This is a genomic window from Serratia marcescens, assembly GCF_001902635.1.
In the GTDB taxonomy this organism is placed as follows: domain Bacteria; phylum Pseudomonadota; class Gammaproteobacteria; order Enterobacterales; family Enterobacteriaceae; genus Serratia; species Serratia marcescens_F.
This window is the reverse complement of record NZ_MJAO01000017.1, coordinates 104,360-125,758: the sequence shown is the minus strand read 5'-3', so window position 1 is coordinate 125,758 and position 21,399 is coordinate 104,360. Positions and strand designations below refer to the sequence as shown.

The window sequence follows — 21,399 nt, the reverse complement described above, 5'->3', positions numbered from 1 at the left end:
CGCCCCAGGGCGCCCGTTTCGTTTATTGGTGCTTAGTGAGCGCCGCCGCCCCCACCGCCGCCGGAACTGAACGGCGGCTTCGCCACCCACACCAGCGCCAGCAGGATCAGGAATACCCCGGCCGACAGCCAAAAGATCTCGTTGGCGGAGATGATCAGCCCCTGCGCGGTGATCTCGTTGGCGATGTAGGCCGACGCCTGCTGCTTGCTCATGCCGAGCTGCTCCAACTGCCGGTACATCTCTTGCGACTGCGGGTTATACGGGTTGACGAACTCCGTCAGCTGCGCATGATGCTGAGATTCGCGCTGCGTCCATAGGGTCGTGGTGATCGACGTACCGATCGACCCCGCCAGCGTTCGCGTAAAGTTCGACAGGCTCGACGCCGCCGCCATGCGTTCCGGCGGCAGACCGGATAGCGTGATGGTGGTCAATGGCATGAAGAAGCAGGCGATGGCGAAGCCCTGGACAAACTGCGGCCAGGCGGAAGCGCCGAAGTCCATGCCCGGTTCAAACGTATAGGCGCGCCAGTAGAAGCACACGGCATACATGATGAAGCTGAAGGTCACCAGCCGGCGCATGTCGAGCCGGTTGCCGAACTTGCCGATGATCGGCGACAGCAGCACCGGGATCAGCCCAACCGGCGCCGAAGCCAGCCCCGCCCAGGTGGCGGTATAGCCGTACACCTCTTGCAGCAGCTGCGGCAACAGCACGATGGCACCGAAATACAGCATGTAGGCCAGGCTGATACACAGGCAGCCGATGGTGAAGTTGCGCGACTTGAACAGCGACAGATCCACTACCGGATGGTCGTCCGTCAGCTCCCACACCACCAGGAACAGCAGCGCCACCACCGCGACGACGGTGAGGGTGATGATCTCGGTCGAGTTGAACCAGTCCAGCTCTTTGCCCTGATCGAGCATGACCTGCAGCGAACCGATGCCGACGATCAGCAGCACCAGCCCGACGGTGTCGATCGGTTTGATCTCGGTTTTGGTTTCTCGCCCCTTCAACGTTGCCATCGCCGCCATGATCACGAAGGCGCCGATCGGGATGTTGATGAAGAAGATCCAGCCCCAATGGTAGTTGTCGCTGATATAGCCGCCGAGGATCGGCCCGAAGATCGGCGCGACGATCACCGTCATCGACCAAAGCGCCAGGGCCATCGCGCGTTTGGCGGGCGGGTAGTTGTTCAGCAACAGGCTCTGCGACAGCGGGATCAGCGGCCCGGCCACCACGCCCTGGATCACGCGGAAGAAGATCAGCATGCCGAGGCTGTTGGAGATGCCGCACAGCCAGGAGGCTAGCACGAACAGCGCGGTCGACCAGAGGAACAGGCGCACTTCGCCGATACGCTTCGCCAGCCAGCCGGTGATCGGAATCGAGATGGCGTTCGCTACGCCGAACGAGGTGATCACCCAGGTCCCCTGCGAGTTGGAAGACCCGAGGTTACCGGCGATGGTGGGGATCGCCACGTTGGCGATAGTGGAGTCCAGCACCTGCATGAAGGTCGCCATGGCGAGCGCGACCGTCATCCAGGCGAGCTGGGCGCCTTCAAGCGGTTTCTGTGGCAAGATGGCCTCCCGCGCGCTTAGCCGGCGTTCGCATGGATCACGTCGGCGATCAGCTGGTTAACCGGCGCCAGATTCAACGCCAGCGCGTCGCTCTGGTACAGCGGCTTGTCGCGCACCACGTCGGCCAGCACGCGGCCGTCCAGATTGGCGGTGTCGACGGTCACCAGCGTCGAAAGGCCGATGCGCAGCGGATGATCGGCCACCTGCTTGGCGTCGAGTTCGATACGCACCGGCAGGCGTTGCACCACTTTGATCCAGTTGCCGGTGGCGTTTTGCGCCGGCAGCAGCGAGAAGGCGCTGCCGGTACCCATGTCGATACCGACCACTTTGCCCTGATACACCACGTCGCCGCCGTAGACGTCGCTGACCACCGTCGCCGGCTGGCCAATGCGCATGTTGGCGATCTGGGTTTCCTTGAAGTTGGCGTCAACCCAGATGTGATCGGCCGGCACCACCGCCATCAGCGGCGCCCCGGCGGCGATCTGCGCGCCGACCTGCACGCTGCGGCGCGAGACATAGCCGGTGATCGGGCTGATCACCTTGGTGCGCTGCAGCGCCAGCCAGGCGTCGCGCATCTGCGCGGCGGCCTGTTGGATCGCCGGCTGCTGTTCCAGCGGGGTGTTCAGCACCATCGCCTGGTTGGCATTGTATTGCTGCACCGCCACTTCCAGCGCCGCTTTGGCGCTGTCGACCGCATCGCGAGCGTGTTGCAGTTCTTCACGGCCGATGGCGTCAACGCTGCCCAGTACCACGCGGCGCTTCAGATCGTTCTCGGCCTTGCTCAGATCGGTCTTGCGCAGGGCGATGTTGGCCTGGTACTGCTTGCTATTGATGATCAGCTGGTGGGTTTGACGCACGCTGTTGGCCAGGCCGGTCTTGGCGCGTTCAAACGCCTGCTCGGCGTCGGTCGGATCGAGCGTCAGCAACACGTCGCCCTGCTTGACGTAATCGGTGTTGTCGAAATTGACGCGGTTCACGCTGCCGGATACCTGGGCCATGATCTGCACCTGGTTGCCGGAGACGTAGGCGTCATCGGTTTCCTGGTGATGACGCAGCACCAGGAACCAATACACTAAGTAAGCCACCCCAATAACAATGAAAATAACCGTCAGCAACAGCAGCCAAAATTTACGCTGCTTCTTTTTGCCGCTCGGCTGCTGCGGGTTTTGGATGTCCGCGCTTGCGCTCATGCTCTTCTCCAAGCCTTATATTATTATGCTTTTGAATCCGCTGCGGCCGGGGCCTGATAGCCACCGCCCAATGCGCGGATCAGTCCTATCTTCGCCTGCAGTAAATTGCTGCTGGCATTCAACTCCGCCTGTTGCTGCTGCAATAGCTGCGTCTGGCTGGTCAGCAACTCGTCGCGCCCGATAATCCCTGCCTGGTAACGGGCGTTGGCGACCTGGTACACCTGTTGCATCGACTGGGCCGCGGACGCCGCCTGCAGCTGCTGTTGCGCAGAGCTCTGCTGGATGGTGATGGCGTCGGCGGTCTCCTGTACTGCGTTCAGGATGGTTTGGTTATAGGATTCCACCGCTTCGTCATACAGCGCGGATTCCTCGCCCAGCTTGCTGCGCAGCGCCCCGGCGTGGAAGATCGGCAGCGAAATCGCCGGCATCACGTTCCAGGCCTGGCTGGCCGCTTCAAACAGATTCGGGCTGGTGCCACTGGTATTGGTGGTCATCAGGCCGGCGAAGGCTGAAATGGTCAGGCTGGGGTAAAACTCTTTACGCGCGGCGCTGACGCGCTGGCTGTAAGACTCCACCAGTTGGCGTTGCGCGGCGATGTCCGGGCGTTTGCCCAGCAGATCCGCCGTCAGCTCGCCCTGCGGCGCCATCAGGTTGTCTGCGGGCAGCGGCACCTGCCGCAGGTGCTGCATGGCGTTCGGCCCCTGGCCCGCCAGCGCGGCGAGCTGGTGCCTGAGCTGCTGGATCTGCGACTGCAATTGCAGGATCTGCTGCTTGGCGACGTCGGACTGCGCCTGGGTTTGTTGCGGCACGTCGACGCCGGTCAGGCCGGCCTGATAGCGCTGTTGGCGCAGCGCGGTCAGGCGCTCATTGTTGTTCACTTCCTGTTGCAACAGCTTTTCGAGCGCCAGATTGCTCTGTAGCTGGTAGTAGGCGGACGCCACCGAGCTGGTGAGCGTCAGCGCCGCCTGCTCCTGCTCGGCGCGCGCGGCGTTGACCTGCGCCTTGGCGGCGTTCACCTGATTGCGGTATTTGCCCCACCAGTCGAACTCGTACGCCAGGTTCAGCCCCAGCGAGTTGGAGCTTTCGTAGATCGGCTTATGCGGATACCCCAGCCCCATGTTGACGTTTTGCGGCACGCGCTGACGCTGGGTGCTGGCGTTCAGATCCAGGTTCGGCCCGTTGGCGGCGCTGGCTTCACCCACCACGCTCTGCGCTTCGCGCACGCGGGCGGCGGCCTGGCGCAGGGTCGGCGAGCTTTGCAGCGTCTGCGTCATCAAGGCGTCCAGCTGCGGATCCTTAAGGGCGCGCCACCACTGCGGGCTGACGGCCAGCGAACTGACTTTCGGCTGAGCCAGCTGCAGGTTCTGCGGATCCATCAGCGTGGATTGCGGGGCAATATTATCGGTCGAAGCACACCCAGCCAGCAGCAACACGGCGAACAGCGGGGTGAATCTCCAGTTAAATGGGGATCGCATAAGTAGGTACCTGAACAGAAATTGTGAATTAGGATAACTGTTCTGTGATTTCCATTTGATCCAGACGTGCCAGCAATTTGCGCGTCAGTTGTTCCAGCTGTTTTTGCTCATCGTCGGTCAGCGTGGACCACAGGAAATGCAGACATTGGTGCTGCGGCGGCAGCAGTTGACTGAGAAATTCTTCCCCCTGCGGCGTCAGATGCAGATGCAGGCAGCGGCGATCGTTGTCGCTTTCCCGGCGCTCGATCCAGCCGCGTTTCTCCAGCTCGTCGGCGATGCGGGTGGCATTGGTGCGCGAGGAGCCTAAGGCAGAGCTTAGCTCAGAAGGTTGGATGCTGTGGCTTTCCTGCGCATCCAGGGTAATCAGCGCCATAAACAGTGTTTCGTTAATCCCCTGCGCCTTCAGCATTTTATTGCGATTTTCCAGCAATTTACCTTGCATATGCATACACAGGCGGGTCAGCAGGATTTCCTGATAAGGGAAATCTTTCTGCCGTTTGGCGCGGAAATTCAGCATTTGTTCTATGGGGGCAAACGAGCTTTCCATAATTTAGGGCCTCATTAATTTCGTTCGAGATAGTAACGACGGTGACAAATAATGTAAATGTTCAGCCGTGCGGATAATTTAGCAATTCGTGTCATTTGTCAGTGTTTGTAAAGGTGCGGCGCATGAAAACACCAAAGTGAAGCCAAACGTCCGGGAACGGCGTCAGCCCGGAGCGAAAAACATTAACAATTTTAATGTGACGCCAAATGCCGTCGCGCCGAGCAGCGTCGACAGGATGATGCTTTTGCTGCGGTAGAAGCACAGCGCCAGCGCGGCGAAGCCCACCAGCGTCGGCAGCAGCTTATCGGGCTCGCGCATCACCACCGGCGTGCTGGAGACCACCAGCAAGGCGCAGATCGAGGCGATACCGATGCTGTCGAGCAGCAGTGCGGCCTTGCCGCGCTTGATGCCGGGCTGGGCGCGCGCCGGCGCCAGCCGCAGCGGCAGATAGCGGAACAGGTAATTGGCGCAGCCCACCACCAGGCCGATCACCAGCACGTCAGTGTTCATGGCTGGCCTCCGCGGGAGTGGGCTGGAACAGGGCTGCGAGGCAACCGGCGCCGATGCCGGCCAAAATGGCGACCGGAATGGAGAACAGCACTGCGCCAAGCAGTGCGCCGGCCAGCGCGGCGGCGATGGTCAGGCTCTGCGGGCGCCGGAAAGCGGTCAGCAGGAAGCTGAGAAACAACGCCGGCAGCATGAAGGTGAGCGACGCTTCGATCACCGGGAACTGCTCCAGCGGGCCGTTGCCGAACAGCGCGCCGAGCGCGGTGCCGGCTACCCACGAGAGCCAGGCGCAAAGCGCGATGCCCAGCATCCAGTTTTCGCTCCAGCTGCGGTGGTTGCGTATCAATTTGGCGGTGGCGGCGGCGAACACCTCATCGGTCAGGCCAAAGGCCCACAATGCCGTTTTGCCGGGCGACATGCGCGAGACGATGCGATGGCGCAGCGCCGGGCCGTACAGCAGGTGGCGCACGTCCATCGCCATCACCGTCAACGCGGAGACCCACAGCGACATGCCGGCGCTGAGCAGGGCGGTGATCACGAACTGGCTGGCGCCGGCGTAGATGATGCAGGAGAAGAAAATGCTTTCCAGCGGGGAAAAGCCCAGTTTGACGGCGCTGAGGCCGAAGGCGAACGCCACCGGGACATACCCGATGACGATCGGCAAACTGTCGACGACGCCGTTGGCGAAGGTGGCGCTGACGGCGGGCGGATTGAGGCTGTCTGCAGCTTGGCTTTGCATGGTTGTGGGTCGCAGGGTAGATAGGACTTCAATAGTTTATGTCCAGAACATTACCAGAGAGTGAGTAATGTTTATACCCTGCACCGCTAATAAATTTCTTTAGTTACTATTTGCACGGTAATTAGATTGTCGCCGGTCCCTGCGGATCGTGGTGCTTGCCGAGCCACCAGGTCAGCAGGTTGAGCAGGCATAAAACGCCCCCGACGGCGGCCACGCCGTACCAGCCGGCATGCTGATAGGCCGAGGCGGAAAGCAGCGAACCGAGGGCACCGCCGATAAAGTAGCTGGTCATGTAGCCGGCGGTCAGTCGGTTACGCGCGTCCGGCATGATGCGGTACATCACGCTCTGGTTGGTGACGTGTACCGCCTGCACTGCAAGATCGAGGATCAGGATGCCGGCAATCAGCGCCCACAGCGATTGTTTAGCCAGCGCGATGGGTATCCAGGACAGCAGCAACAGCACCAGGCCGACGGTGGTGGTCAAACCGGCCTTGCCTTTGTCCGCCAGATGGCCGGCGCGCGAAGCGGCCAACGCCCCGGCGGCGCCCACCAGGCCGAACAGCCCGATCACCCCCTCGGAGTAGTTGAACGGCGGTGCGGCGAGCAGAAAGGCCATCGAGGTCCAGAGCACGCTGAAGTTGGCGAACGACAGGGCGCCGAGGATGGCGCGGGTGCGCAGCAGCGGTGTGCGGCAAAACAGGCTGAAGATCGAGGCCAGCAACTGCGGATAGTTCAGCCCGGAATGCTGCTTATAGCGCGGCAGCGCACGCCATAGGATCAGCGCCATCAGGATCATCAGCCCGCTGGCGACCCAGTAGATGGTGCGCCAGCCGCCGAACGACGCCAGCGCGCCCGCGACGGTGCGCGCCAGCAGGATGCCGAGCAGCAGGCCGCTCATGATGATGCCGACGGTCTTGCCGCGCTTTTCCGGGTGGGCCAGCGTGGCGGCCAGCGGCACCAGAATCTGCGCCACTACCGAGAACAGCCCGGTGAGCGCGGTGCCGAGGATCATCATCGGCAGCGTGGCGGAGGTGGCGGTGATCAGCATGCCCCCGGCGGCCAGAAGCGTCATGAAAACGATCAGCCCGCGGCGCTCGAACATATCGCCGAGCGGCACCAACAGCAGCAGGCCGGTGGCGTAGCCCAACTGTGCGGCGGTGACGATAAAGCCGGCCTGATTGACCGACAGGTTGAAGCCGGTGGCGATGGTTTCCAGCAGCGGTTGCGCGTAATAGTTGCTGGCGACCGCCAGGCCGGTAGCGATGGCGATCAGCACGGTCAGCGCCGGGCTGAGGCCCGGATGGGCGTTTTGTTGGCTCATGGTTTATTTCATCACGGGAAGAAGATGGCGCGCAGTATCCGGCAACGTACGCTGGGAAACCAATGTATAATTTTCATTTTATTTATCTCATTTCAAGATAGATGCCATGAACCTGAAACAGATCCGCTATGCGCTGGCGGTGGCGGAAGAGCTGAACTTTACTCGGGCGGCGCAGCGCTGCCATACGGTACAGTCGGCGCTCAGCCACCAGATCGCCAAACTGGAAGAAGAGCTGGGCTGTACGCTGTTTGAACGCACCTCGCGCCGGGTGCGGCTGACCCCCGCCGGCCAGGCTTTTATGGCCCCTGCGCAGCGCCTGCTGGCGGCGCAGCAGGCGCTGGTGGAGGAGGTGACGGCGGCCGACGGCGCGGTGTCCGGCACCCTGACTATCGGCACCATTTCAACGATAAACGTGATGGCTCTGACCGAAAGGCTCGACAAGTTTCACCGCCACTATCCGGCGGTGAATATCCGCCTGTACGTCGGCATGAGCGAAGCGTTGCTGGAAGACGTGCGCCAGCAGAAGTGCGATATGGCGTTCGTCGGCATCTGGCCGGGCGATGCTGACCTGCTGCCGATGTCGCACCGGCAGTTGGCCGATGAGCCGCTGGTGGCGTTGGTGGCGCCGCAGCATCCGTTGGCCGGCCGCGAACGGGTGAACCTGCAGGCGCTGGCGGAAGTGCCGCTGGTGGATTTTTACAGCGGCACCGGTGCGCGGCGCCAAACCGATCGCGCCTTTCAGGCGGCGGGCATTCGTCGGCACGTCAGTTTTGAAATCGATCATATCGAATGGCTGGAAAATTTGGTGCGGCGTGGGTTGGCGGCGGGCATCGTACCGATCTCGACCGCACAACGCTTAAGCGCGCTGGTGTCGATTCCGATTGAAGACGGGCCGCGGCGCCAGGTGTATTGCATTTGGCCGCAGCCCATGTCGACTATCGCCGAGCGCTTTTTGCATTTCAGCGGCATCGACATGGCGGGGTAGGGGCGCGGCAAAGGCGGCGCCCCTGAGTGGTTATGGCTTCGCCGCTTCGGCGGCGGTTTTCACCCAGCCGTCGAAGGTCGCCTGGTGCGCCTTGATCCAGCCGTTGACGTGGTTCTGGATGTCGGCTTCCGAGGCCTGGCCTTCATGCATACGCAGGTTTTGCGCGTTGATGTCGGCGATCGGCAGCTTCATGATGGCGAACAGCTTGGCGGCCGCCGGATTGGCTTCGGCCCACTGCTTGTTGGCGGCGATGCGCATGGTATTGACCGGGAAACCGTAGTTGGCGCCGTTAGGCAGCTTGGTGTCGACGTTCTTCTGCTCGCCCGGCAGGGCGGAGAACGGCACCTGCAGCCAGATCACGTCGCGGCCCGGCACCATCACATCGCTGACCCAGTACGGTGTCCAGGTGTAATACAGCACCGGCTTGCCCTCTTTGTAGCGGGTGATGGTGTCGGCGATCATCGCTGCGTAGTTGCCCTGGTTGTGTTCGACGGTGCTGCTCAGACCGTAGGCCTTGATGTGGTGGTTGATCACCGCTTCGCAGCCCCAGCCCGGGGTGCAGCCGGTCAGATCGGCCTTGCCGTCGCCGTTGGTGTCGAACAGTTTGGCGATCTTGGGATCCTTGAGCTGTTCGACATTGGTGATGTGATACTGCTCGGCGGTTTTCTTGTCGATCAGGTAGCCCTGTGCGGCGCCGTTGACGTAGACGCCTTCGCGGTAGAACTTGGCGTCGCCGCCGGCGGCCTTGTATTGATCGGCGTGCAGCGGATCCCAGTTGACTGCGATAAAGGTCGCGTCGCCGGAGGCGATGGAGGTGTAGGCGACGTTGTAGTCCACTTCGCGCGGTTCCTTCACGTCGTAACCCAGCTTTTCCAGCGCCTTGCTGACCAGCAGCGTCTGGAAAGTCTCTTCGGAAATGGTGCTTTGTACCGGCTGTACCGCGATCCCCTTGCCGGGTAAATCAGCGGCGATGACGCTCTGTGAGCCAATCAGCGTCGTCAGGGCGAGAGCCCAGATGCCCGTGGTGCGCATAGTGTTTCCCCTTTTTTCGATGTGGTGGTGCCTTAGCCCGCCGGGGCTGTAGCCGCCGGCGGGAAAGCGTCAGGCTTGTTTGATGAACGGGCGGGTAAGCAGCCCGATGGGGCCGCGGCGGTACCAGCGGCCGGTGCCTTTGCTGCGGCGATCGCGCCCCAGCGATTGGGTGAGGCGATCGAGAATGATCGCCAGGATCACGATGCCGACGCCCCCGACGGCGGCCAGGCCCATATCCAGCCGGCCGATGCCGCGCAGCACCATCTGGCCCAGACCGCCGACGGCGATCATCGAGGCGATCACCACCATCGACAGCGCCAACATCAGCGTCTGGTTCACGCCGGCCATGATGGTCGGCATCGCCAGCGGCAGCTGCACCTTGAACAGCAGCTGGCGCGGGCTGGCACCGAAGGACTCGGCGGCCTCGATCAGATCCTCCGGCACCTGTTTGATGCCGAGAATGGTCAGACGCACGATCGGCGGCAGCGCGAAGATGATGGTCACCACCACCCCCGGCACGTTGCCGATGCCGAACAGCATGACGATTGGCACCAGGTAGACGAAGGCCGGGGTGGTCTGCATGGCGTCGAGCAGCGGTCGGATCACCTTGGCGGCGTGCTTGCTGCGCGCCAGCCAGATGCCGAGCGGCAGGCCGATAAGGATGCAGAAGAACAGCGCGGTCAGCACCAGCGCCAGCGTGACCATCGCCTGCGACCAGGCGCCGATGGCGCCGATAGCGACCAGGGAGAGCAGCGTGGCGGCGCCCATGCCGAGACCGGCAACCTGCCAGGCGAGCAGCGAGAACACCAGGATGGCGATTGGCGCCGGCATGCCCAGCAGCAGTTGTTGGAAACCGCTGAGGATCATGTCCACCGGCACGCGGATGCCCTGGAACAGCGGGCGGAAATGCAGCACCAGCCAGTCGATGCCTTGCGTGACCCAGGAATCGAACGGCACCCAGGCTTTGTGGAACGGATCGAGCAGGCTGAAGTGTTCCGGTTGCGCCGGAGCGCTGCTAAGCCAATCTGCGCCTGGCGCGGCGGCGTCATGGGCGGCCGGCGGCGGCGCGCTGGACCAGGCGTCGCCGGCGTTGGCGGTAGCGGCGCCGGTATCGGCCGGTGCGGTAGCCCAGGGATCTTGGGTTTGCGTGGTATCACTCATTGGCTGAGCCCTCCTTGTCCAACGCCTGCAGCAGCATGGCCTTGGAAATGATGCCGAGATAGTTATGTTCTTCGCACACCACCGGCACCGCGCACGGCGCCTGGGCGACCAGGGAGATCAGATCGCTGAGCGGCGTATCGGCCGGTACGGCGGCGGGCGCCTCGAGCAGGGCATCGTCCAGCGTTTGATTGGCGGACAGCGCCTTTTTCAGCGACTCTATCGACACCACGCCGATAAATTTCTTCCCGCGTTCAACAACATAACCATAATCACGATCCTCATCGCGCAGCAGCTGCAGCGCCGATCGGGGGCCAAAGCCGGGGGTTTTGCGGATCAGCGTCACCGGGCGCCGTTGGGCGATGTCCTTGGCGCTGAACACATGACTGATGTCCACGCCGCGGAAGAAGGTGCGTACATAGTCATTGGCCGGGTTATTCAGTATCTCGTCCGGCGTGCCGACCTGGATCACTTCACCGCCCTGCATGATGGCAATGCGATCGCCGATGCGCATCGCTTCGTCCAGATCGTGGGAAATAAACACGATGGTGCGCTGATGCTGGGCCTGTAATTTAACCAGCTCATCCTGCATTTCGGTGCGAATTAACGGATCGAGCGCCGAGAAGGCTTCGTCCATCAATAATATGTCTGGGTCGTTGGCCATGGCGCGGGCTAATCCCACGCGCTGGCGCATGCCGCCGGATAATTCATCTGGATAAGACAGCGCGTAATTCTCCAGCCCGACCTGGCGCAGGGCGTCCAGTGCTTTTTCCTGGCGCTCCTGCAGCGGTATGTCGGCTAATTCCATGCCAAAGGCGGTATTATTCAGGACATTCATGTGCGGCATCAACGCGAATGACTGAAATACCATGCTGATCTTATTTCGCCGCACGGCGCGCAGTGCGGAATCGGATATTTTGGCGATGTCCTCACCATCGATCAGTACCTGACCGCGGGTGGGCTCTATCAGACGATTGAGAAGGCGTACCAGGGTGGACTTGCCGGAACCGGAGAGCCCCATGATGACAAATATCTCGCCTTCTTCAATGGCCAGAGTGGCGTCTTTTACGCCGAGCGATAAGCCGGTTTTTTCAAACAGCCGATCTTTTGTCAGGCCTTTATCCAGCAGTTTGAATGCGCGTTCAGGGTGTTCGCCAAATATCTTATACAGGTTATTTACTTCGAGTTTAATTGCCATGCAATTTGCTGTTTCCTCTGATTTAATTAAAGCGATATGAGCTGTCCTTAGCGGGGATAATAGTGCTTTTTACCCTAACACAGTGAATGTCTGAGACAACCCTCAATGTCATTTAAATGGGATATTAGTGGTTTACATCAAAGTTTTAATTGGTTATGGTATTTTGGCCCATGCCTCAAAATAGGTGGCTGTTATTCGCCATCGCGGGCTGGTTTTCGGGGAAATAATTCGGCGTGAAGCAAGGGGATATTTCGATTCTACGCCTGCCGTTCAGATAATAAAAAACCCGACCAGAGGCCGGGCAAAAATCATCAGTATTTCATCAGTTTTAACGACAGGTGCCGATATCGAGGGGGATATCGTCGGGCGCTATGTTATCGCCGTAATATGACAGCCAGATGGCAGCCTCAGGCTTTGCGATACAGCCGCCGCGGATGGCCGATATTGCCGTACAGCATCTCCACCCGTACGAACTGGGTGGCGACGCAGTATTCCAGATAACGGCGGGCGGTGGTTTTGCTGATGCCGACCTGCTCAACCACGTCCTCCACCGCATGCGCCACCGCCGGCTGGGCGATAAACAACGCCTGCACCAGCTCGAGGGTATTGGTTTCGATGCCTTTGGCGCTCGGTTCGCTGGAAAACTGCTTCGATTGCAGGTTGTACAGCGCATCGACGTTGTCCTGATCGATGATCTTGAAGGTGCGCTGGGTTTGCACGAACTGCATGAAGCGTTCGAGCGAATTGCGCAGCCGTTTGTAGGACACCGGCTTGATGATGTAGTCGAAGGCGCCGTTGCGGATCGCCTGGCTGCAGGTATGCATGTCGCTGGCGGCGGTGATGAAGATCACCGAGCAGGCGGGGTTCTTCACCGCCGGCTCTTCCATCAACTCGATGCCCTGGCCATCCGGCAGAAAGTTATCCAGCAGGATCAGCCGCGGCTGATGCGCGTTGGCTTTGGCCCGCGCTTCGGCCAGCGTGGCGGCGTAAGCCACCACTCGCAGGTTGAAATTCTTCTCGATGAACTCCGCGTGCAGCGTCGCCAGTTGCGGCTCGTCTTCCACGATCAGAACGTCCAGTGTTTGGTGTGACATAATCGGGTGCTCAAAAAATCGGGTTATGGGTTTTATTTAGGGATAAATATAGAGAATATCGCGCCGTGCGGCTCGTTGTCCGACACTTCTATGCTGCCGTGCGCCTGCGCCACGTGGCTGGCGACCAGATGCAGGCCGATGCCGTGGTCGCTTTTATCCGCTTTGGTGGTGACGCCCTGTTCAAACAGCGTATCACGAATCTCTTCGGCGATGCCGGTGCCGCGATCCGCCACCTCGATCACCAGCTCGTCGCTGCCGTCGCTGATATAGAGTTCGATCGCGTCGTGCGGGGCTGGGCAGTGCAGCGTCGCCTCCACCGCATTATCCAACAGGTTGCCGACGATCGACATCAGTTCGGTCTCATTCAGCGCCGCCGGGATCTGCCGCAGCTGGCAGGCCGGATCGAAGCGCAGCTCGATGCCTTTTTCTCTGGCGCTGGAATATTTGCCCAGCAGCAGGCCGCACAGCGCCGCCGAGCTGAAGCGCTGCGAGATGAAATCGAGGATCTCCTGCGCGCCCTCCGACTGGGCTTCTACATAGCGAATGGCCTCGTCGTAGCGCTGCATATGCAGCAACCCGGCCAGCGTGGCGGTCCAGTTCAGCTGCTCATGGCGCATGATACGCAGGTTGTCGGCATAGCGTTTCACCTGGCTGAGCTGGCTGCTCAGGGTATTGATATCGTTCTTGTCGCGGAAGCTGATCACCCAGCCTTGCAGTTCTTGCTCCTGCATGATGCGCACCCGGCTGGCGATCACCCGCACGTGGTTGAAGCGGCACACCTCGTCGTGTGTATCCTGGCCCAGCTGCGCGGCGCTGAAGAAGTCCGGCTGCGCCTGGATCACGTCGCCGATCGGCCGGCCCAGCAAGCCGGCGGCGGGCTGGCGCAGATCCAATAGCTCGCGCGCCGCATGGTTGATGGTGATGATACGCAGCTGCGGATCGATGGCGATCACCCCTTCATAGATAGCTTCCAGCAGTGCTTTTTGCTGGCGCACCAGCAGCGCGATTTCTTTCGGCTCCAGCCAGAACATCTGGCGCTTGAGGTTTTTCGACAGCAGCCAGGAAAAGACAAACAGGGCGAGCAGCAACAGGACGATGGAGCCGATAATTTGCGTCAGGGTTCTGGCATTGAGATTATCGATATGCGACTTCAAATAACCGACGGAAACGATGCCAATCACGTGATTATTTTCATCCACGATCGGCGCCTTGCTGCGTAATGAAACGCCGATACCGCCTTTGCGAATGGAAATAATGCTTTTCCCTTCCAGCACCTCTTTATTATCGCCGCCGATCATCGGCGTACCCAGGCGGCCTTCATATTCGGAATGATAAAGATGACGGGCGTGATTATCGCCGATGACGATATAACTGGCGTCGCTGCTGGCGCGGATTTTTTTCATCAGCGCGGCGATCCTGGCGGCGTCGTTGTTTTCCACCGCGTCCACCAGCGAAGGGATGAGGGCGATTTCTCGCGCCTGCACCTGGGCGCGGGCGCCGAGATCGCGGTGCAGCTGCGCATCCAGCTGGTAATAGGTGTAGGCGCCGATGCAGGTCAGCAGCAGGCAGGAGAAGGCCACCAGGCATAGAAACAGCTTGATTTGAAACGAGAGTTTGAGGTGCATGGCGGGGCTTCACCGTAAAGATATCCTGAAACCTTACCCTACCACGAGAAGCGGAGTCTGTAATATTGCGCCCGATCAACTTGTGATCCCCCACACGGGATTAGAGTAAAGCGGACGATAATTGTTCGCCTGCGATAAAGTTGATAAGCATTAAAATAAAAACAACATTAACACCATTAAAACCACGGCTATTTTTACATAATCTTAATTAACGCCATAGAAACCATAACCACCATTAAAAACCCTTTTTAAATTTGAACATAATCACAGCAGATAATCCGTGCGCTTCTCTATGATGGCTGAACAAACTAATAAGAGGCCAGATTATGAGCACAACAGATGATTCTTACCTCGTAACCAAAGACAAGACCGCCGATATTCCTCTGCGTGAGAAATGGTGGCGGATACTGGACAATTATAAAGTAGGGATTATTCCGTTACCGTTCTTTATTCTGGCCGGCGTATTGATTCTGCTCGACTGCCTGGAAGGTAAACTGCCGAGCGATATCGTGGTGATGGTGGCCACCCTGGCGTTCTTCGGTTTCGCCTGCGGCGAGTTCGGCAAGCGCCTGCCGCTGATCGGCAAAATGGGCGCGGCGGCGATCTGCGCCACCTTCATTCCTTCCGCGCTGGTGCATTACGGCCTGCTGCCGGACGTAGTGGTGGAATCGACCACCAAGTTCTACAAATCGACCAACATTCTTTATCTCTACATCTGCTGCATCATCGTCGGCAGCATCATGAGCATGAACCGCCAGGTGCTGATCCAGGGCTTCCTGCGCATTTTCATTCCGATGCTGTGCGGCGAGATCGTCGGCATGTTGGTGGGGATGGGCGTCGGCATGGCGCTGGGCCTGGAGCCGTTCCAGATCTTCTTCTTCCTGATCCTGCCGATCATGGCCGGCGGCGTGGGCGAAGGGGCGATCCCGCTGTCGATGGGCTACGCGGCGATCCTGCACATGGAGCAGGGCGTGGCGTTGGGACGCATTCTGCCGATCGTGATGCTCGGCAGCTTGACCGCCATCGTTATCGCCGGCCTGCTCAACCAGTTGGGCAAGCGTTATCCGCACCTGACCGGCGAAGGCAGCCTGATGCCGAGCAAGCAGGGCGACAGCGACATGAACGCGGTGGAAAAAATCAGCGGCAAGGTGGACGTCAGCACGATCGCCTGCGGCGCGCTGCTGGCCATCCTGCTGTATATGGTGGGCATGTTGCTGCACCGTCTGATCGGCCTGCCGGCGCCGGTGGGCATGCTGTTCGCCGCCGTGGCGGTGAAGCTGGCGCACGGGGTGTCGCCGCGCATTCAGGAAGGCTCGCAGGTGGTGTACAAATTCTTCCGCACCGCCGTGACCTACCCCATCCTGTTCGCCGTCGGGGTGGCCATCACGCCGTGGCAGGAGCTGGTGGACGCGTTCACCGTACAGAATCTGATCGTGATCGTCACGACCGTCAGCGCGCTGGTGGCGACCGGTTTCTTCGTTGGCAAGAAAATCGGCATGCACCCTATCGACGTGGCGATCGTCTCCTGCTGCCAGAGCGGGCAGGGCGGCACCGGCGATGTTGCGATCCTCACCGCCGGCAACCGCATGTCGCTGATGCCGTTCGCCCAGATCGCCACCCGTATCGGGGGCGCTATCAACGTCTCGTTGTCGCTGCTGGTGTTGGCCAAGTTCTTCGTATAACTCCTATAAAACCTTAGCGTTACTTTGCCTTTCCCCGCCCCCGCGGGGATTTTTTTTGCCCGCGCGGCGGCCAGGCGCGCGGGCGGGGGAAACACCGGTTACGCCGCCTGCTTCATGGTGGCGTCATACCAGGCGAAGTAACGTTCTACGCCGCGGCGGCCGGATTCGATCAGCGCGCGTTTCTTCTCCTCGCTGATGTTGAAATCCAGCGTTTTGACGTCGAGCGTGTCGACATACACGGTGCGCTTCCAGTCATCGCTGTCCAGATGTACTTTGGTTTGAATGTCCAGCATCACGTTGGCCACCGCCAGGGTGAAGTCGAACAGGTTGTTGACCGGCGTGCGCGGGCCGGCCTGGCCGGCGGCCTGGGCGATTTCGCCGGCGGAATCCAGGCGAATGCCCAGGGTACGGGTGTTGATGCGCTGGCTGGAACTGTCGATGTAAGGCGGCGTGGCGGAGAAGTCATAGTCGAACAGCCGCACCGGGTAGTTGTCGATCATGCCGCCGTCAATGCACAGGTCGCCCAGGGTATTGTGCTTGGCCACGAAGGCGAACGGGAACGACATCGAAATGCGCAGGCCGTCCGCCACTTTCATGTGCGGCGTGGTGCGATGAGAATAGACCTCGCGCTGGCCGCTGTTGAGGTTGGCGCCGATAAAGTAAATCGACTTGAACCCTTTCGCCGTCTTCATCGCCTCGAACTGCTCGAAGGTCATATCCGGGTTGCCGGTATATTGCTTGATAATATCGCGCGACCAATTATAGAAATAATCGCCGGGCGCAATGCCATATTGATTGAACAGGCGATAGGCGTCCTGGATCGTACCGAAAAAACCGCCGTTATAATCGAGGAACTTTTTAAAATCCATTGCCGACAGAATTTTGGTCACCTCGGCCGAGCTGCAGCCCAGCCCGACCAGCAGCGCCGCGATGGCACCGGCCGAGGCGCCGGAGGTTTGCTTGATCTGTGGCATGATGCCTTTGGCTTCCAGCAATTCCAGCACGCCACCATAGGCGATGCCTTTTACGCCGCCGCCTTCGAATACCAGATTTTCGAATTGATAGTTCATGATATTTCCTTACTCGTGGTTTAGGGAGTAAGAAAAATAACGAAAGGCCTGACGATAAAATATTGATTAGGGTTGTGTGATTCGGCAAACAAAATTATTCGGAATAAATATATTATTTATATATTTGTCAAAGGCATTTATTAAACAGGCGCAGCGGGCTTTTTGCGTCAATACTTAGCGCTGTTCAATTCTCGCAAGGAGTCACTATGTTCTGGAAACGTTGTCTGCTGGGTGCGGCGCTGGCCGTGATGTCGTTACAGGCCGGGGCCGCCGCGCCGCAGGCCAACACCCCGACGCCGGGATTTTACCGCATCATGCTGGGCAGTTTTGAAGTGACCGCGTTGTCCGACGGCATTATTCGCCTGCCGGCGGACAAGCTGTTGCTGGGCAGCACGCCGCAGCAGATCGCCGCCGGGTTGGCCGAGCAGCATCAAAGCCTGCCGGTGGTCACCTCGGTCAATGCCTATCTGATCAATACCGGCGGTAAGCGGGTGATGATCGACAGCGGTGCCGGCCAGCTGTTGGGCGACGGCCTGGGCAAGCTGGTGGCTAACCTGCGTGCGGCGGGCTACCAGCCTGAGCAGGTGGATGAAATCTACCTGACCCATATGCACCCGGACCACCTCGGCGGCCTGACGCAAGACGGCAAGGCGGTATTCCCCAATGCGGTGGTGCGCGTCGCCAGCCAGGACGCGGACTTCTGGCTGAGCGCCGACCAACTGAAACAGGCCAAGGCGGAAAGCAAAGGTAATTTCGAAACCGCGATGGCGGCGATCAAGCCTTATCAGGCTGCTGGTCACTTTAAACCGTTCAGCGGCGACGGTGAGCTTTCACCGGGTATCGCCGCCTTCGCCGCCCACGGGCATACGCCGGGCCACAGCGTGTATCAGGTGACGAGTCAGGGGAAAAAGTTGCTGCTGCTGGGGGATCTGATCCACGTGGCGGCGGTACAGATGCCGCATCCGAAGGTGGCTATCAGCTTTGACAGCGACGCCAAGGCGGCGGTCGCTCAGCGGCTGCGGGTGTTCAGCGACAGCGCGCGGCAGAGCGAGCTGGTGGGCGGCGCGCACCTGTCGTTCCCGGGATTGGGTTATCTGAATCGCCAGGGCGAAGGGTACAGCTGGGTGCCGCTGAATTACGGCGCGCTGTAACGCACGTTCTCGCTACCGGTTCCGCTCGGCGAACACCCGGCTGAACCAATCGAGAAACACGCGCACCCGCGGCGACAGCTGGCGGTTGCGCGGATAAAGCAGCGAGACCGGCATCGGCGTGGAAGGGTAATCCGGCAGCAGCGGCAACAGGCTGCCGTCGGCCAGATCGCCGCGCAGGTGATAGCGTGGCACCTGAATGATGCCCAGCCCGGCGCGGGCGGCGGCGACCAGGCTCTCCGCCGCGCTGACCGACACCGCCGCCGGCAGCGTGATGGGCTGCGCTTGCCCTGCCACGTTGAACTCTAGCGGCATCAGTGCGCCGGTCGCCGAAGAGCGAAAGCCCACCATGCGGTGATGGCGCAGATCGTCCAGGCTCTGCGGCGTGCCAAAGCGTTGCAGGTAGGCCGGGGCGGCGCAGGTCACCTCTTCCAGTTCGCCCAGGCGGCGCGCCACCATGTCGCTGTCCCGCAGTTTGCCGACGCGCACCACGCAGTCGATACCTTCCCGCAGCGCGTCCACCAGCCGATCGCCTTCGCTCATATAGAGCTCGACATCCGGGTATTGCGCCAAAAAGTCAGGCAAATCGGGCAACAGAAAATGGCGCGCCAGCGTGCCGTGCACCTCGATGCGCAGCAGCCCGCGCGGTTTGGCGCCGGCGAACGCCATCTCCGCTTCTTCGATGTCCGCCAGAATGCTCAGACAGCGCTGATAGTAGGCTTCGCCGTCCAGCGTCGGGCTGACGTGGCGGGTGGTGCGTTGCAGCAGCCTGACCTGCAGCCGGGCTTCGAGCTGTTTGATGGCGTCGGTCACGGTGGATCGCGGCAGGTTCAGATCCTGCGCCGCCTGGGTGAAGCTGCGTTGTTCCACCACGCGGGTGAACAGACGCATGGCGTCGATTCTGTCCATAATTGTTCGTTTATTTCGGATAGTGATAACGAAGAATAGGGGATTATTCGCCGTGCCGAAAGGTGCATGATGACAACTCACTGACCCAGGAGGAGAGATTTATGCACCACGCCACTCACCCCGTCGCCATCGTCACCGGCGCATCGCGCGGCATCGGCGCCGCCATCGCCGAACGTTTGGCCGCCGACGGCTTTACCGTCATCATCAACTATTCCGGCAACCCGGCGCCGGCCGATGAGCTGGTGCGCAAGATAGAACTGCGCGGCGGCCGCGCGCTTGGTGCCAAAGCCGATGTCAGCGATGCGACTGCGGTCGCCCGCCTGTTCGACAGCGCCGAACAGGCGTTTGGCGGCGTCGACGTGCTGGTCAACAACGCCGGGGTGATGGCGCTGGCGCCGGTGGCGGACATGTGCGATGAAGACGCGGATCGCCTGATCGACATTAACCTGAAAGGCAGCTTCAACACGATGCGTGAAGCGGCGAAGCGCCTGCGCGACAACGGCCGCATCATCAACTTCTCCTCCAGCGTGGTGGGGTTGCTGCAGCCGGGGTACGGCATGTATGCCGCCAGCAAGGCGGCGATCGAGGCGCTGACCAGCGTGCTGGCGAAAGAGCTGCGTGGCCGCAATATCACGGTGAACGCCGTGGCGCCGGGGCCGACCGCGACCGGGCTGTTCCTCGACGGTAAAACCCCGGAACTTATCGAGCGGCTGGCGAAGATGGCGCCGCTGGAGCGCCTGGGCACGCCGGAAGATATCGCTGCGGCGGTGGCCTTCCTCGCCGGGGCCGACGGCGGCTGGATCAACGGCCAAACCCTGCGCGCCAACGGCGGTATCATCTGATTGACGACGCGCCGCCGTAGGATCGGGTATCCTGTGGCGGCACACATTACATCAAGGGCGGTTTATGGCGGGCGACAATCAGCAATCCCAATACGGCGTGAGATCGCCCTGCGTCAGCCTGTGCCGCATCGACGACGAAACCCAGCAGTGCCGGGGGTGTCGGCGCACGCGGGCGGAGATCGCCGCCTGGCCGAGCGCCAGCGACGCGGAGAAACGCGCTATTTGGCGGCGGCTTGAGCTGCGTGCGGCCTTCAAGCAAAACACATAGTCGCGGGAGCACGACACGTCGCACTCACGCGAAAGCCTTTTCCTGATACGGCCAGCCAGCCCTCAGAAATCCCAGTCCTCATCCTCGGTGTTGACCGCCTTGCCGATGACGTAAGACGAACCGGAACCGGAGAAGAAGTCGTGGTTTTCATCAGCGTTCGGCGACAGCGCCGATAGGATCGCCGGGTTGACCTCCGCCATCGCCGGTGGGAACAGCGCCTCATACCCCAGGTTCATCAATGCCTTGTTGGCGTTGTAGTGCAGGAAGGTTTTCACGTCTTCCGTCCAGCCGACGCCGTCGTACAGCTCCTCGGTGTAGCGCACCTCGTTGTCGTACAGATCCTGCAGCAGATCGAAGGCGAAGTTTTTCACCTGCCGGCGCCGCGCGGCGTCCACTTTCTCCAGCCCTTTCTGGAACTTATAGCCAATGTAATAGCCGTGCACCGCCTCGTCGCGGATGATCAGGCGGATCAGATCGGCGGTGTTGGTCAGCTTGGCGCGGCTCGACCAGTACATCGGCAGGTAAAAGCCCGAATAGAACAGAAACGACTCGAGGAACACGCTGGCAACCTTCTTCAGCAGCGGATCGTCACTGCGGTAGTGCGCCAGAATGATGCCGGCTTTCTTCTGCAGCGCGCGGTTTTCTTCGCTCCAGCGGTAGGCGTCGTCCACGTCCGGCGTTTGGCACAGAGTGGAGAAGATTGAGCTGTACGAGCGGGCGTGCACCGCCTCCATAAAGCTGATGTTGGAGTACACCGCCTCTTCGTGCGGCGTCAGCGCATCGGCGATCAGGGCCGGCGCGCCGACGGTGTTCTGGATGGTGTCCAGCAGCGTCAGCCCGGTAAACACCCGAATGGTCAGCTGCTGCTCCTGCGGCGTCAGCGTGGCCCATGAGGGGATATCGTTGGACAGCGGCACCTTCTCCGGCAGCCAGAAATTGGCGGTCAGGCGGTTCCACACCTCCAGATCCTTGTCGTCTTCGATGATGTTCCAGTTGATGGCGCGCACCAGCGGCGCCGATGTTACGGTGGTCATAAGT

The 21,399-nt window shown here is 60.7% G+C and carries 20 protein-coding genes; 5 read left to right on the top strand and 15 right to left on the bottom strand.

Annotation, left to right across the window (positions count from 1 at the left end; genetic code table 11):
• Window positions 1–32: 32 nt before the first annotated feature.
• The 7 genes from emrB to BHU62_RS17510 all read right to left on the bottom strand — a co-directional run bounded on the left by emrB (window position 33) and on the right by BHU62_RS17510 (window position 7,350).
• Complete coding sequence (gene emrB, locus BHU62_RS17540; RefSeq protein ID WP_073533140.1) at window positions 33–1,571, bottom strand: multidrug efflux MFS transporter permease subunit EmrB; 1,539 nt, start codon at window positions 1,569–1,571, stop codon at window positions 33–35.
• Window positions 1,572–1,588: 17 nt separating this feature from the next.
• Complete coding sequence (gene emrA / locus BHU62_RS17535; protein WP_073533139.1) at window positions 1,589–2,761, bottom strand: multidrug efflux MFS transporter periplasmic adaptor subunit EmrA; 1,173 nt, start codon at window positions 2,759–2,761, stop codon at window positions 1,589–1,591.
• Between the two features lie 23 nt (window positions 2,762–2,784).
• Window positions 2,785–4,236, bottom strand: a complete 1,452-nt coding sequence (locus tag BHU62_RS17530; protein WP_073533138.1) for an efflux transporter outer membrane subunit — start codon at window positions 4,234–4,236, stop codon at window positions 2,785–2,787.
• A 28-nt stretch (window positions 4,237–4,264) separates the two neighbouring features.
• Window positions 4,265–4,783: a transcriptional repressor MprA gene (gene mprA, locus BHU62_RS17525; protein ID WP_033649766.1), complete on the bottom strand. Its 519-nt coding sequence runs from the start codon at window positions 4,781–4,783 to the stop codon at window positions 4,265–4,267.
• Window positions 4,784–4,945: 162 nt separating this feature from the next.
• A complete protein-coding gene (gene ygaH / locus BHU62_RS17520; RefSeq protein ID WP_073533137.1) occupies window positions 4,946–5,293 on the bottom strand; it encodes an L-valine transporter subunit YgaH in 348 nt (115 codons plus the stop codon).
• Window positions 5,283–6,029 (bottom strand): AzlC family ABC transporter permease, encoded by a 747-nt coding sequence (locus BHU62_RS17515; protein ID WP_073533136.1) that lies wholly within the window; start codon window positions 6,027–6,029, stop codon window positions 5,283–5,285. Before BHU62_RS17515 ends, ygaH begins: the two co-directional genes overlap by 11 nt.
• Before the next feature lie 121 nt (window positions 6,030–6,150).
• Window positions 6,151–7,350, bottom strand: coding sequence for an MFS transporter (locus BHU62_RS17510; RefSeq protein ID WP_073533135.1), 1,200 nt, complete (start codon window positions 7,348–7,350; stop codon window positions 6,151–6,153).
• 106 nt (window positions 7,351–7,456) lie between these two features.
• Here BHU62_RS17510 and BHU62_RS17505 point away from each other — a divergent pair, with 106 nt between their 5' ends.
• Window positions 7,457–8,335 (top strand): LysR family transcriptional regulator, encoded by an 879-nt coding sequence (locus BHU62_RS17505; protein ID WP_064291384.1) that lies wholly within the window; start codon window positions 7,457–7,459, stop codon window positions 8,333–8,335.
• A 30-nt stretch (window positions 8,336–8,365) separates the two neighbouring features.
• Here the strand turns inward: BHU62_RS17505 and proX are convergent, their stop codons facing one another.
• The 5 genes from proX to BHU62_RS17480 all read right to left on the bottom strand — a co-directional run bounded on the left by proX (window position 8,366) and on the right by BHU62_RS17480 (window position 14,442).
• Window positions 8,366–9,367, bottom strand: coding sequence for a glycine betaine/L-proline ABC transporter substrate-binding protein ProX (proX, locus tag BHU62_RS17500; protein WP_073533134.1), 1,002 nt, complete (start codon window positions 9,365–9,367; stop codon window positions 8,366–8,368).
• A 69-nt stretch (window positions 9,368–9,436) separates the two neighbouring features.
• Window positions 9,437–10,528, bottom strand: coding sequence for a glycine betaine/L-proline ABC transporter permease ProW (proW, locus tag BHU62_RS17495; protein WP_073533133.1), 1,092 nt, complete (start codon window positions 10,526–10,528; stop codon window positions 9,437–9,439).
• Window positions 10,521–11,723 carry a glycine betaine/L-proline ABC transporter ATP-binding protein ProV gene (gene proV, locus BHU62_RS17490; RefSeq protein ID WP_073533132.1) on the bottom strand — a complete coding sequence of 401 codons (1,203 nt, stop codon included), beginning with the start codon at window positions 11,721–11,723 and terminating at the stop codon, window positions 10,521–10,523. Before proV ends, proW begins: the two co-directional genes overlap by 8 nt.
• 407 nt (window positions 11,724–12,130) lie before the next feature.
• The gene (locus BHU62_RS17485; RefSeq protein WP_016929845.1) at window positions 12,131–12,817 is read right to left on the bottom strand and encodes a response regulator; all 687 of its coding nucleotides are present in this window, start codon (window positions 12,815–12,817) and stop codon (window positions 12,131–12,133) included.
• 32 nt (window positions 12,818–12,849) lie between these two features.
• Window positions 12,850–14,442: a sensor histidine kinase gene (locus tag BHU62_RS17480; RefSeq protein ID WP_073533131.1), complete on the bottom strand. Its 1,593-nt coding sequence runs from the start codon at window positions 14,440–14,442 to the stop codon at window positions 12,850–12,852.
• Window positions 14,443–14,768: 326 nt separating this feature from the next.
• Here BHU62_RS17480 and BHU62_RS17475 point away from each other — a divergent pair, with 326 nt between their 5' ends.
• On the top strand, window positions 14,769–16,124 hold the full coding sequence (locus BHU62_RS17475) for a 2-hydroxycarboxylate transporter family protein (RefSeq protein ID WP_073533130.1): 1,356 nt from the start codon (window positions 14,769–14,771) through the stop codon (window positions 16,122–16,124).
• 98 nt (window positions 16,125–16,222) lie between these two features.
• On the opposite strand, the gene BHU62_RS17470 is transcribed toward BHU62_RS17475, so the two are convergent.
• Window positions 16,223–17,194 (bottom strand): patatin-like phospholipase family protein, encoded by a 972-nt coding sequence (locus BHU62_RS17470; RefSeq protein ID WP_073533129.1) that lies wholly within the window; start codon window positions 17,192–17,194, stop codon window positions 16,223–16,225.
• A 206-nt stretch (window positions 17,195–17,400) separates the two neighbouring features.
• Between BHU62_RS17470 and BHU62_RS17465 the strand changes: the two genes are divergently transcribed.
• Complete coding sequence (locus BHU62_RS17465) at window positions 17,401–18,345, top strand: MBL fold metallo-hydrolase (RefSeq protein ID WP_073533128.1); 945 nt, start codon at window positions 17,401–17,403, stop codon at window positions 18,343–18,345.
• Between the two features lie 12 nt (window positions 18,346–18,357).
• Here BHU62_RS17465 and BHU62_RS17460 read toward each other — a convergent pair whose 3' ends face one another.
• Window positions 18,358–19,251 (bottom strand): LysR family transcriptional regulator, encoded by an 894-nt coding sequence (locus BHU62_RS17460; protein ID WP_073533127.1) that lies wholly within the window; start codon window positions 19,249–19,251, stop codon window positions 18,358–18,360.
• A gap of 101 nt (window positions 19,252–19,352) precedes the next feature.
• Between BHU62_RS17460 and BHU62_RS17455 the strand changes: the two genes are divergently transcribed.
• Both BHU62_RS17455 and BHU62_RS17450 read left to right on the top strand, forming a co-directional pair.
• Complete coding sequence (locus tag BHU62_RS17455; protein ID WP_073533126.1) at window positions 19,353–20,093, top strand: SDR family oxidoreductase; 741 nt, start codon at window positions 19,353–19,355, stop codon at window positions 20,091–20,093.
• 64 nt (window positions 20,094–20,157) lie between these two features.
• On the top strand, window positions 20,158–20,361 hold the full coding sequence (locus BHU62_RS17450) for a DUF1289 domain-containing protein (RefSeq protein WP_073533125.1): 204 nt from the start codon (window positions 20,158–20,160) through the stop codon (window positions 20,359–20,361).
• A gap of 62 nt (window positions 20,362–20,423) precedes the next feature.
• On the opposite strand, the gene nrdF is transcribed toward BHU62_RS17450, so the two are convergent.
• Window positions 20,424–21,395: a class 1b ribonucleoside-diphosphate reductase subunit beta gene (gene nrdF, locus BHU62_RS17445; RefSeq protein ID WP_073533124.1), complete on the bottom strand. Its 972-nt coding sequence runs from the start codon at window positions 21,393–21,395 to the stop codon at window positions 20,424–20,426.
• Window positions 21,396–21,399: the final 4 nt, after the last annotated feature.

Excerpts from the sequence above, each read along its gene's own strand:
- emrA (WP_073533139.1), bottom strand. The coding sequence starts at position 2,761 with ATGAGCGCAAGCGCGGACATCCAAAACCCGCAGCAGCCGAGCGGCAAA.
- BHU62_RS17530 (WP_073533138.1), bottom strand. The coding sequence starts at position 4,236 with ATGCGATCCCCATTTAACTGGAGATTCACCCCGCTGTTCGCCGTGTTG.
- mprA (WP_033649766.1), bottom strand. The coding sequence starts at position 4,783 with ATGGAAAGCTCGTTTGCCCCCATAGAACAAATGCTGAATTTCCGCGCC.
- ygaH (WP_073533137.1), bottom strand. The coding sequence starts at position 5,293 with ATGAACACTGACGTGCTGGTGATCGGCCTGGTGGTGGGCTGCGCCAAT.
- BHU62_RS17515 (WP_073533136.1), bottom strand. The coding sequence starts at position 6,029 with ATGCAAAGCCAAGCTGCAGACAGCCTCAATCCGCCCGCCGTCAGCGCC.
- BHU62_RS17510 (WP_073533135.1), bottom strand. The coding sequence starts at position 7,350 with ATGAGCCAACAAAACGCCCATCCGGGCCTCAGCCCGGCGCTGACCGTG.
- BHU62_RS17505 (WP_064291384.1), top strand. The coding sequence starts at position 7,457 with ATGAACCTGAAACAGATCCGCTATGCGCTGGCGGTGGCGGAAGAGCTG.
- proX (WP_073533134.1), bottom strand. The coding sequence starts at position 9,367 with ATGCGCACCACGGGCATCTGGGCTCTCGCCCTGACGACGCTGATTGGC.
- proW (WP_073533133.1), bottom strand. The coding sequence starts at position 10,528 with ATGAGTGATACCACGCAAACCCAAGATCCCTGGGCTACCGCACCGGCC.
- proV (WP_073533132.1), bottom strand. The coding sequence starts at position 11,723 with ATGGCAATTAAACTCGAAGTAAATAACCTGTATAAGATATTTGGCGAA.
- BHU62_RS17485 (WP_016929845.1), bottom strand. The coding sequence starts at position 12,817 with ATGTCACACCAAACACTGGACGTTCTGATCGTGGAAGACGAGCCGCAA.
- BHU62_RS17480 (WP_073533131.1), bottom strand. The coding sequence starts at position 14,442 with ATGCACCTCAAACTCTCGTTTCAAATCAAGCTGTTTCTATGCCTGGTG.
- BHU62_RS17475 (WP_073533130.1), top strand. The coding sequence starts at position 14,769 with ATGAGCACAACAGATGATTCTTACCTCGTAACCAAAGACAAGACCGCC.
- BHU62_RS17470 (WP_073533129.1), bottom strand. The coding sequence starts at position 17,194 with ATGAACTATCAATTCGAAAATCTGGTATTCGAAGGCGGCGGCGTAAAA.
- BHU62_RS17465 (WP_073533128.1), top strand. The coding sequence starts at position 17,401 with ATGTTCTGGAAACGTTGTCTGCTGGGTGCGGCGCTGGCCGTGATGTCG.
- BHU62_RS17460 (WP_073533127.1), bottom strand. The coding sequence starts at position 19,251 with ATGGACAGAATCGACGCCATGCGTCTGTTCACCCGCGTGGTGGAACAA.
- BHU62_RS17455 (WP_073533126.1), top strand. The coding sequence starts at position 19,353 with ATGCACCACGCCACTCACCCCGTCGCCATCGTCACCGGCGCATCGCGC.
- BHU62_RS17450 (WP_073533125.1), top strand. The coding sequence starts at position 20,158 with ATGGCGGGCGACAATCAGCAATCCCAATACGGCGTGAGATCGCCCTGC.
- nrdF (WP_073533124.1), bottom strand. The coding sequence starts at position 21,395 with ATGACCACCGTAACATCGGCGCCGCTGGTGCGCGCCATCAACTGGAAC.